Here is a 14,630-nt window from a genome sequence, read left to right as displayed (position 1 = left end):
ATGAAATCCCGCCCTGGCAACAGGCGGGATTTTTTTGTTCATCCGAAGAACAAATCAAGGATATTAGAACCTGCAGAAGCATTTTTATTGTAAAACTCTGAGTATCCGCAATTCTTGCAGTAAACGACAGTAAACTGGTTATTTTGGAAATCAAACATCTTGGACAAGCCCGTTCCTGTCATCGCAACATCTTTCTGTCCTGCATCTTTGCTTCCGCACTTAATACAACCATTTCCGTTCATCTATTTCATCTCCTTTTTTACTATCTTACATCTACGACTCAGCTAAAAATTGGTTTCACTTTATTGCTGTTATAACGGGCTCTAAATTGGAATGAATAAAACCTCTTCATACTTTCATTCGGGCAGACAGCAAAGTTTACGGAGGAAGTCTACATAAAAGAAACCTAAAAGGGATAACTTATGTTTGTTCTATTTTTCAGACTAGAGGTGCAAACATGGAATGGCTTGGCCACAGTAATGAAGACTTCGATTTCAATATGTTTTCTGCGAGTCATTTTACGATATTGGCAATCTTTGTTTTGGTTAATACTTTCATTTTCATTTATCGAAAAAAATTAAGTGATGAAAGATGGAGGAAAGTGGAGCTGGCAACTGCATTGTCCTTAATCTTGATTGAGATCACGAATCATCTATGGATGTACAAGCATGGAGTCTGGAAAATAGGCCGATCGATGCCCCTGGAATTATGCAATATAGGCCTCCTGCTCGCAATTGGATTATTATTGACCAGGAAGAAGATCTATTTCGAGCTATTATTTTTCATTGCTTTATTAGGGGCAACACAAGCCATTATCACACCTGCATTAACTTACGATTTTCCACATTTCCGCTTTTTCCACTTTTTCTATGCACATCTGATGATTGTGTGGGTAACCCTATATTTCCTATGGGTAAAAGCTTATTACCCCACCTTCGGTTCCGTGGTAAAAGTTGTTCTATTTATCAACCTGATGTTGCCAGCAATCCTGTTCGTTAATAAGGTTGCTGACGGAAACTATTGGTTCTTACGCCATAAACCTAAAAGTCCAAGTTTCATGGATATACTCGGACCTTACCCATGGTACATTTTATCAATGGAGAGTTTATTGGTGTTTTTAAGTTTCATTGTATGGCTCTGTTTGCGAAGCTGGCTAAAAGATAATAAAAAAACTTCTTTTTCAGAGTCATGAAACTTCTTTATGGTTCCCGGTCTTCCTTTTCTTCACACGACCGGGCACATATTACTCAATTTGTGTAATTATATTTGTCATCCAAATGCACTTTTTTAGAAGACCTGAGGGATTTACGAAATTTTTTTTAAAAAAAGCTCATGGAAGAAAACTTTTCCACAAGCTATTTAAACATCAAAGCTGTTTTTTTATCAATTCAAGCGTTTTATCAATGATCATTTGCTGGTCGTTGTCCAGGGTAGCAACGTGATAGCTTTCTTTCATATGATGGATTGCTTTTGTTTCTGAGCTGATTCGATCGTAAATGGTTTGTGAATTATCAGGCGGGACAACATGGTCTTCGTCTGAAACAAATATTAAGGCTGGACAATAAACTTTCGAAAGGTTTTCTTTCACCGTTTTCATGAATGGCAGGATCTCTTTAATGGATTGCACCGGTGTTTTTTCATATGCGAGCTCCAATACTCCGGCCTTCTTGATATCAGACCCGATTGCATCCAGGAATCTTGTGCCTTCTAGCTCAAGGACTGGCTCCATTGCTGGTATTTCAACAGCCGCATTTATGAGGACAATCCCTCTGATCTCAGGGTATTGTTCTGCCATGTACAAGGTCAGCGTTCCGCCCATTGACAGACCAGTTACAAAAACCGTTTCACAACGCTCTTTTAACCAAGAATACCCTTCTTCTACCGATGCAATCCAATCTTGATAGGTTGTTTGTTCCATATCTTCATGATGTGTGCCATGCCCCCTCAATCTCGGTCCGCAAACAGTATAACCAACAGAAGCATATGCCTCCCCCAGTGGTCGCATACTCTGTGTAGAACCTGTAAATCCATGGGAAACCAATATACCTACAGAATTCCCCTCAAAATAAAACGGCTCTGCCCCTTCAAGAACTGGATAACTCTCTGTCATACTCTTCCCCTCCAATCTTAAGTTCCATCCTTTAAAAGTTTCGACTGGCCTTTTTGAAAATCCTCCATTCACAAATAACTTTTATAATAGAAAAAACACAGCGAACGGTAAATTCGCTGTGCTGCTTTCTTATTCCATCCATTCAGTATGGAAGATTCCTTCTTTGTCGATGCGCTGATATGTGTGTGCTCCGAAATAATCCCTCTGGGACTGAATCAGGTTGGCAGGCAAAGTTTCTGTCCTGTAGCTGTCAAAATATGAAAGAGCTGCAGAGAAGCTTGGTACTGGAATTCCATTCATGACAGCGGCTGAGATAATTTCTCGCAGCGACTGCTGGTAGCTTTCCGCTATTTCCTTAAAGTACGGATCAAGCAGCAGGTTTTTCAGAGCCGGATCTCGGTCGTATGCTTCTTTGATTTTTTGCAGGAACTGTGCCCTGATAATGCAGCCTCCACGGAAGATCATCGCGATATCGCCATAACTCAAATCCCAGCCGTACTCATCGGACGCTGCTCTCATTTGTGCGAAGCCCTGTGCATACGAACAAATTTTACTTAAATAAAGGGCCTTGCGGATTGATTCAATGAAAGCTTCACGGTCACCATTGAAAGGCTTTGATTCTGGTCCAGTCAGTACTTTACTCGCTTCAACACGCTCTTGCTTCATTGCAGAGATAAAGCGGGCGAAAACCGATTCTGTAATGATTGGCAGCGGTACTCCTAGATCAAGCGCACTCTGGCTTGTCCATTTACCAGTACCCTTTTGACCCGCTGTATCAAGGATCATATCTACAAGCGGCTTGCCCGTCTCGTCGTCCTTCTTAGTAAAAATATCAGCCGTTATTTCAATTAAATAGCTGTCAAGCTCCCCTTTGTTCCATTCAGCAAACACTTCATGAAGCTCTTGAGCATTTAATCCTAGAACATGCTTCAACATAAAATAGGATTCAGAAATGAGCTGCATATCTCCATATTCGATTCCGTTGTGGACCATTTTTACATAATGGCCTGCTCCATCCGGCCCAATATAAGTGGTGCATGCTTCTCCATTAACTTTTGCAGATATATCCTGGAAAATAGGCGCAACCAAGTCGTATGCTTCTTTTTGTCCGCCAGGCATGATAGAAGGTCCGTGAAGTGCACCTTCCTCCCCTCCTGATACACCAGTACCGATGAAGTGAAACCCTAGCTCGCTCAATTCCTTGTTTCGGCGCTGAGTATCAGCAAAGTATGTATTACCACCGTCAATGATAATGTCTCCCTTTTCCAGATGGGGCTTCAATTGCTCGATTGTCGCGTCCGTCGCTGCGCCAGCTTTTACCATCAGCAGGATCTTCCGCGGCATTTCAAGCGATTGAACAAACTCTTCAATAGTAAATGTTCCGACGATATTCTTGCCTTTCGTTTCCTCAAGCATTTCATCCGTCTTTTCCCTTGATCGATTATATACAGATACAGAATACCCTCTGCTCTCAATATTCATCGCCAGGTTTTTCCCCATGACAGCTAGACCAATGACTCCAATTTGCTGTTTTGACATAGTTCTGCTTCCTCCTTCATGAAAACTGTTTTAAATCATACAAACTAATTTAACAATGTACATATGAGGTTGCAAACAATCTAGTTTGTTCCTCTTTATTTTGACTTAAGCTTAAGCTGTTAAACATCCATCAAAAATCTTTTTACTCACTTTCATTGCTTCTTCTTTTTCTGAAGGAAATCCTTATTAAAACTCGTCCCTGCAGCGGTATTCTCCTTAGCCGCCGGCTTTTTCACTTGTGAGCCGGCACTCTCTATGATATTTTTGCCGTATTTCTCACGCAACTGGCTCATCGTATTGATTAGAGGTTCCTTTTTCGCATCCTGCTCATAAGAGAATAGGTCAAGCTGCTTGACTGCTTTGTCCGCTTCAAGCAAGTCGGTACCCGTTATTCCCAGCAGCCGGATTGGATCACCATTCCAATGCTTTAAAAAAAGCATTTTGGCAGCGGCGGCTATTTCGTCCTGCTTAGATACAGGATTCTGCAATTTTTGGCTTCGCGTAATTGTCTTCCTGTCCTTGAATCGTATCATTACACTAATGCTTGTGGCGACCGCTTCCTTCCTCTTCATCCTTGCAGCTACTTGCTCCGACAATCCATCAAGAACTTTCAGGAGCTCATGCTGATTCGAAATATCGCGTGGCAGCGTAGTAGAATTGCCGATACTTTTAAAATCGTACACAGAATCCGGATCGACCTGGCGATTGTCCTGGCCATTTGCTCTTTCCTTCAATCTTAATCCGTTGATGCCCAGCAGTCCTTTAAGCTGAATGTCATTCGCTGCTGCCAATCCGCCAATCGTATCAATTTCAATACTTTTTAGTTTGTCCGCTGTTTTTGTTCCTACTCCATGCATTTCCCCAACCTCGAGCGGCCAGAGGACTTTGGGAATGTCTCGCTTTCTTAAAACAGTTATCCCCATTGGCTTCTTCATATCCGAAGCCGTTTTCGCCAGGAATTTATTTGGGGCGACACCGATGCTGCACGGCAAGTCCAACTGTTCAAGGATTCTTTTTTGGATGCTTCCGGCTATCTCCAAAGGGGCTCCGAGGTCGGAGCAATCTGTTATATCCATATACCCTTCATCAATTGAAACGGGTTCTACGACCTCTGTGTACTGGCGTAAAATATCGAACATAGCAGCGGATGCTGTACGGTATCTGTCAAAATTCGGTTTTTTTATAATTAAATCAGGGCAAAGCTTCTTGGCTTCCCAAAGAGGCATGGTTGTCCGTACGCCAAACTTCCTCGCTTCATAGCTGCAAGTGACAATGATTCCACGTCGTTCTTCCGGATTGCCGGCAATTGCCAGTGGCTTGCCCTTCAAATCAGAATCGTATGCCATTTCTACTGAGGCATAGAAGCTGTTCATATCAACATGCAAAATGACTCTGCCCTTTTTTGGATACATTTCTTTCATGATCCCACTTCCCAAATATACGTTCCCTCTTAGTTTAACAAAAAACCGGCTTCAATACTTACGAAAAGACTGGATACAGCCAAGGTTGAATATGTGAACTTTATGTGAAGATATTGAATAATCCTTTAAAGATTTAATTAAACAGACCGATATATAGTTATATGACAGAGAAAAGACGGAGGCGTACGAAATGCAACACTGGTCGATTGGCAGAAAATATGCAAGCGTTTTCGCGTTTATTATGGTCATCTTCCTGGCTAGCTTTATTTATTTATCATCGGTTTTATCTAATCTCCAAGGAGTAATTAATCTTGCTGAGGAGAAAAGTGATTATGCGATCATGATTAGTGAAATGGGAGCTTCTTTCCGGCAGAAATATATTATTATCACTGACTACATAACAGATCCGAAACCGGAACTTCTAGAATTGTATAAAGAAGAGTCTAAGCAATTTAATGCTTCGTCAAAAAAACTGAAGGGATATGTAAAATCAGAAGAAGCAAAGACATTGCTTACTGCGATTGAGAATATCGATCAACATATGAATAAAGTCTGGGAAGAAGACATTTTTCAGACTGTCACGGAATTCAAACAGAATTATGAACAGGTTGATATATATACCCAAACCAGCTTGAAGAACAAAGCAGAAACAATCCGTGATATGAACATCGAAAAGTTAAATGCTCTCAGGACAACGATTCTTGATGACAGGACAAAGCTTATGAAGGAAACCAATTCTTCAATAGCTTCGATGATTCGAAACACTTTCATCCTTATAATCGTTGCATTCATTGTTTCATCTGTAGCCATGTACTTCGTCTCCCGCAACATCAGCAAAAGCCTTGAAAAAGTAGTCGCATACTGCAAAAAGCTCGCTGCCGGTGAATTAAATGTGCAAGCTTTGGAAGCGAAGAGCAAGGATGAAGTCGGCCACATCATTCTGGCAATGAACCAATTATCCGGGAACTTGAAGGCATCAATTTCAACTATTCTTGCGTCTTCTGACCAGGTAAATGACATGTCGAGAAACTTAAAACTCAATGCTGAAGCTACGACTGAAGCCAACAATGAAATTACCACATCGATCATGCAGGTGGCTTCTTCATCTGATGAACAAGTGAAGATATCGGAAAGAACAAATGAAGCGGCAGAAAATGTCTCTTCTCAATTAATTGAAGTTACCGGGTCATTAAAAGAAACTCTTTCTACAGCCTCTAGTACAAAGAAGAAAATTGAGGAAGGCAAACAGTATGCTTTTAACGTGACTGAGCAGATGGATCAGATTAACGGCAAAGTAACCGAGTTAGCGACCGTCATTCATTCATTGAAAAATAATTCACAAGAAATCCATAGAATCATTGAAATCATCACCGATATCTCAAATCAAACCAATTTACTGGCATTGAATGCTGCAATTGAAGCGGCAAGAGCTGGTGAGCATGGGAAAGGGTTTGGTGTCGTCGCCCAGGAGGTCCGTAAACTTGCTGAACAATCGGCTGGTGCGGCAGATAGCATACGTACGATTCTTGAGCAGACTGGAAAAGAAACCAACCAGGCCGTAAGCGTCATGGATGAAAGCCAGGTGACCGTGCTAAAAGGCAATGAGCTTGTGGAGAAAGTGGCTACAATTTTCAGTGAGATTGCTGAATCGATTGAGGAAGTAAGTTTGAAGGGCAATACGGTAAGTGAAGCAGTCATCAATGCTAATGAAAAGATGGAATCAATGGCACAGTCTGCTAATGAAGTGATTACCGCATCCTCCAGATCCGCACTATTCCTCGAGCAGGTAGCAGCAACGACAGAAGAACAGAATGCAACGATGCAGGAACTGTTGGATTCATCCAACAAGCTGTCAAGCATGGCTGAAGACCTGAGGAAGTCATTCTCCAGCTTTAAGCTATAAAAGGAAACAAGCTGACCCGGATTATTTTGGGGTCAGCTTGTTTGTTTTCGTGCCACTAGTTATGTAGTTCCTGCTTTTGCTGTTTCATATAGTCTTTGATCTCTTTGATTCCCTCTAGTGAGTGAATCAGTGTTTCCGGGTCGATGACCATGATCATCCGTTTTTCCAAATTAGCGATCCCCGTAATGAATTTCGTGTTCTGGTAGGCGATAAAGCCCGGCTGTTTCAAGTTTTCTTCTGGGATTTCAAGAATTTCCTTTGCATCCCTGACAAGTACACCCAAAGAAATATCCGATGTCTCCAGCACGACCAGTCTTGTCTTGTCATCCGCCTGAATTTCCCGATGATACAGGACCATTTCGAGATCGATGACCGGAATCAATTCTCCCCTTACCTTTGTGATTCCTGTGACATAATCAGGCATATGCGGAATCGCTGTCATCCCTTCCATTTTTTCAATTGAAACGACGTAAAGAATCGGAAAAGCGTATTCTTCATTCCCCGCTTGAAAAACTACCGTCTTACTGCTTTCAGCCATAGAAGTCCACACCCTTTAATAAATTTCTGTCTATCACTCTATGTATGTAGATTAGATCGTTCATGCTGAATGATGTCATTCGATGTGAAGGTCATTCTAAGTATTATATCGGAATCTATTAGGTCACTTTTAGGTTTTTTAAATCATGAGCAGGTTTTTATGGACATTTCAAGGGTTTCTTCTTTCATAAATGTCTATTAAACCTTGTTTATTGGCCATTTCGTGGGCTCACTCTTCCGGAAATGTCTATTATAACTCTTCTCAAAAACATAGTACCTGTTCCAATAAATATATAAAAGGCTTCCACCCAAGGAAGCCTTTCAATTCTTATTGTGCTGCTACTTCTTCAATTAATGCGATGACCATTTCGGCAAGCTTGTTGAGCTCTTCGATTGGCATTCTTTCGTTTGTTGTGTGAATTTCTTCATATCCTACAGCAAGGTTGACTGTTGGTACACCAAAGCCTGCAATGACATTTGCGTCGCTTCCGCCGCCACTGTGCAATAGTTCTGAGCTTCTGCCAATTTTTGCGGCTGCTTTTTTAGCAAGCTCAACGACCAGGTCGCCTTCACCGAATTTGAAACCAGGATACATAACCTGGACATCGACATCTGCCTTGCCGCCCATTTCCTGTGCAGCAGATTCGAATGCTTCCTTCATTTTCGCTACCTGAGCTTCCATTTTTTCAGGTATTAATGACCGGGCTTCGGCAAGGATTTCAACGTGGTCGCAAACGATATTTGTCTGCGTACCGCCCTGGGAAACGGCCGATATTCGCAGTAGTTTCCTCATCGATACGGCCTAGCGGCATTCTTGCGACGGCCTTGGCAGCAATCGTAATTGCGGAAACACCCTTTTCAGGAGCCACACCTGCGTGAGCAGTCTTGCCGTGGATAACAGCTGCAACTTTTGCCTGTGTTGGCGCTGCAACAATAATGTTTCCAACCTTGCCGTCACTATCAAGTGCATAGCCATATTTTGCTTTTACCAAAGATGAATCCAAGGCTTTAGCGCCAACTAGCCCTGATTCTTCTCCGACAGTAATGATGAACTGAATTGTTCCATGAGGAATTGTTTGTTCCTTCAGGACGCGAATCGTCTCAAGCATGACAGCAAGACCGGTCTTATCATCCGCACCAAGAATCGTCGTTCCGTCAGTCACGACATATCCATCTTTAATGGATGGCTTAACTCCCTTGGCAGGAATAACAGTATCCATATGAGAAGTAAAGTAGATTGTATCTACACCTTCTTTTGTACCTTGTAAAGTACAAATCAGGTTTCCTGCTCCATAGCCAGTTTGTGCCGTTGTATCGTCCTCGAAAACCTCTACTCCAAGGTCCTCAAATTTTTTCTTAAGGACGCGTGCAATTTCAGTTTCATACTTTGTTTCAGAGTCAATTTGGACAAGCTCTAAAAACTCATTCAATAAACGTTCGTTATTAATCATCCTAGCCGACCTCCAATTATGTATATACTACTAGAGTATAACGCTAATTGAATCTCAACACCAAACACAAAATCCTACAGCGGGATATTGCCATGTTTTTTGCCTGGTCTGTCTTCCTTCTTGGTCCGGAGCATTTCAAGAGACTGAATCAATTTAATTCGTGTTTCTCGCGGATCGATGACATCATCCACCATTCCCTGGCTTGCAGCGACATATGGATTCGCGAATTTCTCACGGTACTCATCGATTTTCTGTTGCCTTGTCTGCTCTGGATTGTCACTATTCTGAATTTCCTTCGCAAAAATAATATTGGCAGCTCCCTGAGGCCCCATTACAGCAATTTCAGCATTCGGCCATGCAAACACAAGATCCGCCCCGATGGATTTGCTGTTCAAGGCAACATATGCTCCTCCGTAGGCTTTTCGTAAGATAACGGTAAGCTTTGGAACTGTTGCTTCTGAATAAGCATACAGGATTTTCGCTCCATGGCGGATGATTCCTCCATGCTCCTGTTTGATCCCTGGGAAGAATCCAGTCACGTCTTCAAATGTAATAATCGGAATATTGAAGGAATCACAGAACCTGATGAAGCGCGAGGCTTTATCGGATGAATCGATATCTAGTCCGCCCGCCATCACCTTCGGCTGGTTGCAGACAAGTCCTACGACCTCACCTTTGATTCTCGCAAGTCCAATCACGATGTTTTTGGCAAAATCCTTCTGAATTTCAAGGAACGAACCTGCATCGACAACCTGCTCGATTACCTTACGCACGTCATACGGTCTTATCGCATCAAATGGAATGGTATCCGTCAAATCAGGCCTGTAGTCATCTTCAGCATCTGCCTCTAGCCTCGGGGGCTTTTCTTCATAGCTTTGCGGCAAATAGCTTAACAGCACCCTTACTTGCTCTAATGTCTCTTCTTCTGACTGACCATGGAAATGAGCATTGCCACTGATCGTGTTATGTACAATCGCACCGCCAAGATCTTCAGCAGAGATTTTCTCCCCTGTTACCGTTTCGATTACTTTAGGACCGGTGATGAACATCTGGCTCGTTTTTTTCGACCATGAAAACAAAATCAGTTATAGCTGGTGAATAAACCGCACCTCCTGCACAAGGCCCCATGATCACGGAAATTTGCGGGATTACCCCGGAATAAATTGAGTTGCGGTAAAAAATATGGTCATAGCCATCGAGAGAAACAACACCCTCCTGGATCCTCGCCCCACCCGAGTCATTCAAGCCGACAAATGGAGCACCATTTTTGGCTGCCAGATCCATGACATTGGCGATTTTCTTTGCATGCATTTCACCTAAAGCACCACCGAACACGGTGAAATCCTGAGAAAATAAGTAAATTGGCCTGCCATTCACCTTGCCGTAACCAGTTACAACTCCATCCCCCGGTCCCTTCTGCTTCTCAAGTCCAAAGTCCGTGCTCCGGTGCTGAATAAATGGATTCAACTCAACAAAGCTTCCTGGATCGACTAGTAAATCAATCCGTTCACGAGCTGTCAGCTTTCCCTTTTCATGCTGCTTTTCGATCCGCTCGTCACCGCCGCCGAGTTCGATTTCCCTGCGTTTATCATATAGTTCATTTATTTTTTCATAGATGTCTGGCATTTCTATTCAGCCTCCCCGTTCTTCTCGCAAAGTTCGTATAAAACGCTTCCTGTAGATTTGGGATGCATGAATGCGACAAGTGCACCCCCTGCACCTTTCTTCGGAACATCCTGGATCATTTTGATTCCATTTTCCTTCATATCATTGATTCTATCCTGTATCGACTCTACGCCGAGGGCAACATGGTGGATTCCTTCCCCACGCTTTTCAATAAAGGAAGCGATGGCGCTATCCTCCGATAAAGGTTCCAGTAACTCTAGCTTTGTTTCTCCTGCTTTCAGAAAAGCTACTTTTACCTTCTCGCTTTCTACTACCTCTATCCCAAGTAGTGGCAACTTCAGCACATCTGTATAAAATGGGAGGGCATGCTCAATAGATTTGACAGCAATGCCGATATGGTCGACCTTTTTAATCATGTAATTCCCTCCAAATATTATTTAAATATATTTAACTGTTTTAATATTCGACAAAAATGTCACAATTCCTTCTTATTTAATGTAGATTTAGGATTGATTTTGAATGATGAATTGGCATAATATCCAATATCAGTTTTATTCTACTCTAACTTATTTATCGTGGATCAAAGGCCGAAATGTATCTCTTAAAAGGGTTGTTGAATTCATTAAGTGGTTGTAAAATAGTAGTGATAGATAGCGTAAGCTTGGAAGGGGGGATTTCAATTATGCGTAAGCCAAATATCAGGAAAGTCGTAGTATACGTCATGCTTTTTACTATGCTTGCTTCAACCCTTCTCATGGGATTATCAACTTTCCTATAATAACTTCAAAATGATCAAAGGGCTGTCAATTAGATTGACAGCCCTTTTTTATTCCTTGATTGCTCCATATTCTTTACCTAGTTCTGTAAAGTCTTTTGAAGTAGAAGTAACCAGGATTTTTGTTCCTAATGGTATGTAATCATACAATGATTCTACTGCCTCATTTTGAAGACGGACGCAGCCCATGGATATTTTTTTCCCGATGCTCAAGGGGTCATTCGTGCCATGGATTCCGTATGTTCGGCCATCCGTATTCTCCGCGTCGAATCCAATCCACCTGCTGCCAAGAGGATTGTTGGGGTCACCGCCAGGAATATCTTTTTTACGGTAGTATGGGTCAGGAGCTTTGACAGTGACGGTAAATAAACCTTCGGGTGTCAGTTCCTCTGTTTTACCAGTTGCGGCGCTGACTATCGTCTGGACTCTGTTCTCATTAATCAGTGCTACCTCATTCGTCTGTTTATTGACAATCACAAATGGATCTCCTGGCAGCGGGTTGGTACCCAGCAGCCATATAGGCGAAAAAATAAACGCTGCTAGAAGCATAGAAAGAAACACTGGCATGTTAATCCCTCCGTGGTCTATTTCCGTTAGTTTGTCACGGCAGCTTCAGATTTATCCTCACCCGTCTTCAATCCTTTAAATGAACGTTTCAACAATAGGAATTGTTCCATTTCATTAACAAAATGAAGCAGTGCGGCCCGCGCTTCGAACTCTTCCCTTGTTTTAGGAAGCTCCATATTCTCAAACTCCATTTTCATCCTCATTAATTTTTCGAGGTATATAAGGACGGTATTACCGGGATGGATTCCTCTAGACAGCGACTCGACAAACTCAGCAACAATATTAGCCTGTTCAACATGCTTAGGAATAGAAGTGATAGAAGGAAGAACCCTTTCAATGATTTCGTATTGCTTTTCCCTGATTTTAAAATATTGATAATATAAATTTTCATCTCTTAAAAAATGATTTTCTACGTCCTGGATGGCAAGTGCTTTTGCCTTTTCAATCAGTCTCGCAGTTTCAGTCAGCTCCCGGCCATCCCAGCTGGAATCCTGACTTTTAAGGTATAAGGCGATTTCGCTGAAAATCCTTTTAAAATGAGCTTCAATTCCTCGTTGGTACTCTTCCAGCTTATTATCGACACTTGGCATATACAAATTCATGATCAAAGCGACGCCAATTCCGATCGTAATGATCCCCAGCTCGTTCAATAATAGTTGTCCAGTGAACTTTTCCGCAGAGTAAATATGCATGATGATGACACTGCTTGTGACTACGCCTTCCTTTGCTTTAAACATAACCACGGTCGGGATGAAAAACAACAATAATAATCCAATGACTAGCGGATGATAAGCAATTCCTTCAAAAAATACCGCAGAGAATGCCATCGCAATAATACAGGCCAGGAACCGATGCCATGAAGCCTGAAGTGAACGTTTTTTAGTCACCTGGATGCAGAGAATTGTCAAAATCCCCGCTGACACATAATTTCCCAATCCAAGGTACTGGGCAATGATGATGGAAATCGCCGTCCCCAGCGCTGTTTTTAACGTACGATAACCAATTCTGAATTTCACATTAAATTCTCCTATCAAAAAACTTAAGCTTTCATAATTGCACGAACACCCATAACTGATTCCATATCCAATAAAAGTACGAAACTTCCTTTTACAGAAAATCTATCCGAGATTGGTAAAAGGGGAATGCAGCATGAAGCATGTATTTATAGTGAAAATTAAAAGATGACCACATCTAAGATATGATCATCCACTAGTTTATCAGATGCGTCACCATTTATAAAAGCAACGCATGTATCTTATAGCATTTTTTCGAGGAATTCTTTTGCCCTTGTGCTTTTTGGGCTGCTGAAGAATTCTGCTGGAGGGGCATCTTCAACAAGTACTCCACCGTCAAGGAACAGTACGCGATCCGCTACTTCACGGGCAAAACCCATTTCGTGAGTAACGATCGCCATTGTCATGCCGGTGTGCGCCAGTGACTTCATGACCTCGAGCACTTCTTTTACCATCTCGGGGTCAAGGGCAGACGTTGGCTCATCGAAAAGCATCACTTCAGGATCCATTGCAAGCGCACGGGCAATGGCTACGCGCTGTTTTTGGCCGCCTGAGAGTCTGTTAGGAAAGTCACGTGCTTTTTCAGAAAGTCCAACCTTTTTGAGAAGCTCTAAGCCTTGGCTTTCCGCTTCTGTTTTAGACAGTCCTTTTACCTTAATCGGTGCGTAAGTGATGTTCTGCAATACGGTCATGTGTGGAAAAAGGTGAAAATGCTGGAATACCATGCCGACATTTTCCCTGACTTTCATGATGTTGTTTTTTTTGTCTGTAATATCTCCTCCGTCAATTAGTATGTTTCCGCCCGTAGGCTGCTCGAGCAGATTCAAGCAACGAAGGAAGGTTGATTTGCCCGAACCAGATGGCCCTATAATCGCTACAACTTCACCATTTTCAATTGTTGTAGAAATGCCTTTCAAAACTTCTAATTTTCCAAATGACTTATGAAGGCCGTGTACTTTAATCACTCTGTCTCAATCTCCTTTCCACTGCCTTGCCAATCATTGTCAAGGTAATAACCATTACATAATAGATCAATCCGGCAAAAATCAACGGTTCAAAAAACCTGTACTGATCACCGCCAACAATATAAGCTCTGCGCATAATATCATTCACCGCAATAACTGTAACGATAGCAGATTCCTTTGTAAGAGTAATGAATTCATTCATTAAAGCAGGCAGGATGTTTTTCATTGCCTGTGGCAGGATAATATCAAACATCATCCTCTTCCCCGGAACGCCAAGGGTCATGGCGGCTTCTTGCTGCCCTTTATCGACAGCTAAAATTCCCGCCCTGATGATTTCTGAAATATACGCCCCTGAATTCAAGGAAAATGAAGCCACGGCAGCCCAGTAAGGAGCAATTTCATAATCAATCAGTTGAGGCAGCCCATAGTAGATGATCATCAGCTGAAGGATGAGCGGAGTTCCACGGAAAATCGATGTATAAGCGTCCGCAAACCAATTCAGTGCTTTTAATTTGCTGATCTTAAAAATGGCAAGGATGATTCCAAACGCAAAACCCAGGAGTCCCGCCAAAATTACTATTTTTAAAGTGACGCCGATGCCTTCCAATATATACGGCAGTGAAGGAAGGATTGCGGTAAAATCAAGATTCATAGTCTTAACAGCCCTCTCTATCTATTTCATGAAGGAGAAAGGCGCCCAGAAGGCACGAGCATCCTGAACGC

13 protein-coding genes and 2 pseudogenes are annotated in these 14,630 nt (G+C 42.2%); 3 read left to right on the top strand and 12 right to left on the bottom strand.

The features are described 5' to 3' along the window. Positions 1–38: 38 nt before the first annotated feature. A complete protein-coding gene (locus tag LC048_RS05845; protein ID WP_226602125.1) occupies positions 39–242 on the bottom strand; it encodes a zinc ribbon domain-containing protein in 204 nt (67 codons plus the stop codon). A gap of 215 nt (positions 243–457) precedes the next feature. Here LC048_RS05845 and LC048_RS05840 point away from each other — a divergent pair, with 215 nt between their 5' ends. Further along, positions 458–1,192, top strand: a complete 735-nt coding sequence (locus LC048_RS05840) for a YwaF family protein (RefSeq protein WP_226602124.1) — start codon at positions 458–460, stop codon at positions 1,190–1,192. A gap of 174 nt (positions 1,193–1,366) precedes the next feature. Here the strand turns inward: LC048_RS05840 and LC048_RS05835 are convergent, their stop codons facing one another. From LC048_RS05835 to LC048_RS05825, 3 genes are all read right to left on the bottom strand, one after another. After that, positions 1,367–2,110: an alpha/beta hydrolase gene (locus LC048_RS05835; protein WP_226602123.1), complete on the bottom strand. Its 744-nt coding sequence runs from the start codon at positions 2,108–2,110 to the stop codon at positions 1,367–1,369. A gap of 129 nt (positions 2,111–2,239) precedes the next feature. Further along, the gene (gndA, locus tag LC048_RS05830) at positions 2,240–3,649 is read right to left on the bottom strand and encodes an NADP-dependent phosphogluconate dehydrogenase (protein WP_306049700.1); all 1,410 of its coding nucleotides are present in this window, start codon (positions 3,647–3,649) and stop codon (positions 2,240–2,242) included. Between the two features lie 152 nt (positions 3,650–3,801). Further along, positions 3,802–5,070 carry a DNA polymerase IV gene (locus LC048_RS05825; protein WP_226602121.1) on the bottom strand — a complete coding sequence of 423 codons (1,269 nt, stop codon included), beginning with the start codon at positions 5,068–5,070 and terminating at the stop codon, positions 3,802–3,804. Between the two features lie 190 nt (positions 5,071–5,260). Between LC048_RS05825 and LC048_RS05820 the strand changes: the two genes are divergently transcribed. Then, positions 5,261–6,973, top strand: a complete 1,713-nt coding sequence (locus tag LC048_RS05820) for a methyl-accepting chemotaxis protein (RefSeq protein ID WP_226602120.1) — start codon at positions 5,261–5,263, stop codon at positions 6,971–6,973. 55 nt (positions 6,974–7,028) lie between these two features. On the opposite strand, the gene LC048_RS05815 is transcribed toward LC048_RS05820, so the two are convergent. The 4 genes and pseudogenes from LC048_RS05815 to mce all read right to left on the bottom strand — a co-directional run bounded on the left by LC048_RS05815 (position 7,029) and on the right by mce (position 11,003). Then, positions 7,029–7,511: a chemotaxis protein CheW gene (locus LC048_RS05815; RefSeq protein WP_226602119.1), complete on the bottom strand. Its 483-nt coding sequence runs from the start codon at positions 7,509–7,511 to the stop codon at positions 7,029–7,031. 327 nt (positions 7,512–7,838) lie between these two features. Then, positions 7,839–8,961 (bottom strand): annotated as a pseudogene (locus LC048_RS05810) (tripeptidase T). A 74-nt stretch (positions 8,962–9,035) separates the two neighbouring features. Further along, positions 9,036–10,587 (bottom strand): annotated as a pseudogene (locus LC048_RS05805) (acyl-CoA carboxylase subunit beta). A 2-nt stretch (positions 10,588–10,589) separates the two neighbouring features. Then, positions 10,590–11,003: a methylmalonyl-CoA epimerase gene (gene mce / locus LC048_RS05800; RefSeq protein WP_226602116.1), complete on the bottom strand. Its 414-nt coding sequence runs from the start codon at positions 11,001–11,003 to the stop codon at positions 10,590–10,592. Between the two features lie 266 nt (positions 11,004–11,269). On the opposite strand from mce, the gene prli42 reads away from it, so the two are divergent. After that, positions 11,270–11,365 (top strand): stressosome-associated protein Prli42, encoded by a 96-nt coding sequence (gene prli42 / locus LC048_RS05795; RefSeq protein WP_158651567.1) that lies wholly within the window; start codon positions 11,270–11,272, stop codon positions 11,363–11,365. A gap of 48 nt (positions 11,366–11,413) precedes the next feature. On the opposite strand, the gene LC048_RS05790 is transcribed toward prli42, so the two are convergent. From LC048_RS05790 to LC048_RS05775, 4 genes are all read right to left on the bottom strand, one after another. Continuing rightward, positions 11,414–11,929 (bottom strand): L,D-transpeptidase, encoded by a 516-nt coding sequence (locus LC048_RS05790; protein ID WP_306049698.1) that lies wholly within the window; start codon positions 11,927–11,929, stop codon positions 11,414–11,416. Positions 11,930–11,955: 26 nt separating this feature from the next. After that, a complete protein-coding gene (locus LC048_RS05785) occupies positions 11,956–12,945 on the bottom strand; it encodes an aromatic acid exporter family protein (RefSeq protein ID WP_226602114.1) in 990 nt (329 codons plus the stop codon). Between the two features lie 239 nt (positions 12,946–13,184). Then, entirely contained in the window at positions 13,185–13,907 is a 723-nt protein-coding gene (locus LC048_RS05780; protein WP_226602113.1) for an amino acid ABC transporter ATP-binding protein, read from the bottom strand. After that, positions 13,900–14,559 carry an amino acid ABC transporter permease gene (locus tag LC048_RS05775; RefSeq protein ID WP_306049695.1) on the bottom strand — a complete coding sequence of 220 codons (660 nt, stop codon included), beginning with the start codon at positions 14,557–14,559 and terminating at the stop codon, positions 13,900–13,902. Before LC048_RS05775 ends, LC048_RS05780 begins: the two co-directional genes overlap by 8 nt. Positions 14,560–14,630: the final 71 nt, after the last annotated feature.

The organism is Mesobacillus subterraneus (genome assembly GCF_020524355.2).
In the GTDB taxonomy this organism is placed as follows: domain Bacteria; phylum Bacillota; class Bacilli; order Bacillales; family Cytobacillaceae; genus Mesobacillus; species Mesobacillus subterraneus_C.
Note: the sequence above shows the minus strand (reverse complement) of the source record. Positions and strands in the feature narration are given on the sequence as shown.

Coding starts and splice junctions, on each gene's coding strand:
- LC048_RS05825 (WP_226602121.1), bottom strand. CDS start 5,070: ATGAAAGAAATGTATCCAAAAAAGGGCAGAGTCATTTTGCATGTTGAT.
- LC048_RS05845 (WP_226602125.1), bottom strand. CDS start 242: ATGAACGGAAATGGTTGTATTAAGTGCGGAAGCAAAGATGCAGGACAG.
- LC048_RS05840 (WP_226602124.1), top strand. CDS start 458: ATGGAATGGCTTGGCCACAGTAATGAAGACTTCGATTTCAATATGTTT.
- LC048_RS05815 (WP_226602119.1), bottom strand. CDS start 7,511: ATGGCTGAAAGCAGTAAGACGGTAGTTTTTCAAGCGGGGAATGAAGAA.
- LC048_RS05820 (WP_226602120.1), top strand. CDS start 5,261: ATGCAACACTGGTCGATTGGCAGAAAATATGCAAGCGTTTTCGCGTTT.
- LC048_RS05775 (WP_306049695.1), bottom strand. CDS start 14,559: ATGAATCTTGATTTTACCGCAATCCTTCCTTCACTGCCGTATATATTG.
- gndA (WP_306049700.1), bottom strand. CDS start 3,649: ATGTCAAAACAGCAAATTGGAGTCATTGGTCTAGCTGTCATGGGGAAA.
- LC048_RS05835 (WP_226602123.1), bottom strand. CDS start 2,110: ATGACAGAGAGTTATCCAGTTCTTGAAGGGGCAGAGCCGTTTTATTTT.
- prli42 (WP_158651567.1), top strand. CDS start 11,270: ATGCGTAAGCCAAATATCAGGAAAGTCGTAGTATACGTCATGCTTTTT.
- LC048_RS05790 (WP_306049698.1), bottom strand. CDS start 11,929: ATGCCAGTGTTTCTTTCTATGCTTCTAGCAGCGTTTATTTTTTCGCCT.
- mce (WP_226602116.1), bottom strand. CDS start 11,003: ATGATTAAAAAGGTCGACCATATCGGCATTGCTGTCAAATCTATTGAG.